Source organism: Streptomyces sp. NPDC058092 (assembly GCF_042884935.1).
Lineage (GTDB): Bacteria > Actinomycetota > Actinomycetes > Streptomycetales > Streptomycetaceae > Streptomyces.
Window position 1 is genome coordinate 1 of record NZ_JBHVSY010000073.1, and the last position, 1,581, is coordinate 1,581.

2 protein-coding genes are annotated in these 1,581 nt (G+C 69.6%); both read left to right on the forward strand.

All coding sequences use genetic code 11. From position 1 onward, the window contains the following. The first annotated feature begins 101 nt into the window (after window positions 1-101). Window positions 102-656, forward strand: a complete 555-nt coding sequence (locus ACFVV1_RS40800) for a GNAT family N-acetyltransferase (RefSeq protein WP_390000705.1) — start codon at window positions 102-104, stop codon at window positions 654-656. A gap of 152 nt (window positions 657-808) precedes the next feature. Then, the coding region (locus ACFVV1_RS40805) for a transposase family protein (protein WP_356648823.1) at window positions 809-1,581 on the forward strand (773 nt) is incomplete at its 3' end.

The following is a 1,581-nucleotide window of genomic DNA, read 5'->3' on the forward strand; positions in this document are numbered from 1 at the left end:
TACAGCCCTTCTCATGTCACGGCCCGAACGGGACGATCACGATGTCAGCCGAGGCCGTAAAGCGGTGGACAGCTCTCCGGCGCTGGGCGACCATCTCCGCGATGAATAGCGAACCTGTCCCCATTCCCATCCCCAAACGTGTCCGCTTCGTCGAGCTCAACGCAAAGGCGCTGCGGGCTCTTGCCGACGGTGACCTCGCTGGCGGCAGTGCCGAGGCCGGGGTCGACCTTGACGAACACTTCGTCTGCGACCGGGCCCGCTGGATCTTCGGCCATCGCGCTGACCAGCTCGCCGAGGACCCGTCTGCCGCGCCCTGGATCACGCGGGCCGTGGTGTCCGAGCCGGACGGGGCCGTCGTCGGCGACGCCGGGTTCCACGGGCCGCCGGATGAGGCTGGCATGGTCGAGGTCGGCTACACCGTCGTGCCCGGGTTCCGCCGCCAGGGCTATGCCCGCGCCATACTGACGGCGCTGCTTACCAGGGCCGCCGCCGAACCCGGTGTCAGGACCGTGCGAGCCCGTATCGGATCCGACAACAGAGCCTCCTTGGCAACCATCGCGGGCTTCGGATTCACGCGCGTCGGCGAGCAGGGGAACGAGCGCGACGGGCTCACGGTCGTCTTCGAGGTCCCGGCAGGCGCGCTTCAGGCCGAGTAGTTTTGCGGCCTTGGCGGACATGGTGATCGTTCCGTTCGGGCCGTGACATGAGAAGAGCCGCACGGGTTGGGTGAGTTGTGAAGCTGACCTGGGCACGTGCGGCCTGTTCCCATCCTGCCCTGACGGGTGTCTCACGCGCACATTTCGGTGAGTTGTTCGCCGGTCTCGCCGGTGCGTGGGAGGCCGCCCGGCAGTCCGCGCTCCGCGAGGCCCGGGGCGGGAAACGTCGGCGGGCGGAGGGTGCCGGCCGAAAGCCCAAGCTGGTCTTCCTCGATCGGCTGCTGGTCACCCTGGTCCATCTGCGTCATCAGTTGCCGCACGTGGTGCTCGCCGAGCTCTTCGAGGTGGATCGCTCCACCGTCTCCGCGGCCATCCGGCAGGTCCGCCCGCTGCTGGCGGCCCGTGGTTTCGCCGTGCCCGACCGGCCGGGCCTGCGGCTGAAGACGCTGGAGGACGTCTTCGCCTATGCCGAGGCGGAGGGCGTTGAGCTGCGGATCGATGGGGTCGAGACCCAGGTCCGCCGCCCGCAGGCCGGCCGCCCCGGGCGCCGGGCATTCGTTTCCGGAAAACGTAAGCAGAACACCGTCAAGACCACCACGTTCAGCGACGGCCAGGGCCGCCTGCTGCTGTCCGGCCTGGTCCGCCCGGGCCGGATGCACGACCAGACCGCCCTGCGCACCGAGGGCATCGCCGAGCAGTTCCGTACCCGTCCCGGTGTGAAGGCGAAGGTCGATTCCGGCTACCTCGGGCTGGCCAAGGAGTTCCCCGGCCAGGTCAGCGCCCCGCCGAAGAAGCCCAAGGACGAGGCGTGCGACGGTGACAAGCGCGCCTGGCGCGAGACACGGCGGCGGCAGTCCTCGGCGAGGATCTGTGTGGAGCACACCAACGCCGAGCTCCGCCAGTGGGCGCCCTTGCGCCGATTCAC

What these genes read in the sequence shown, in the direction of transcription:
- ACFVV1_RS40800 (WP_390000705.1), top strand. Translation starts at nt 102, where the DNA reads ATGAATAGCGAACCTGTCCCCATTCCCATCCCCAAACGTGTCCGCTTC.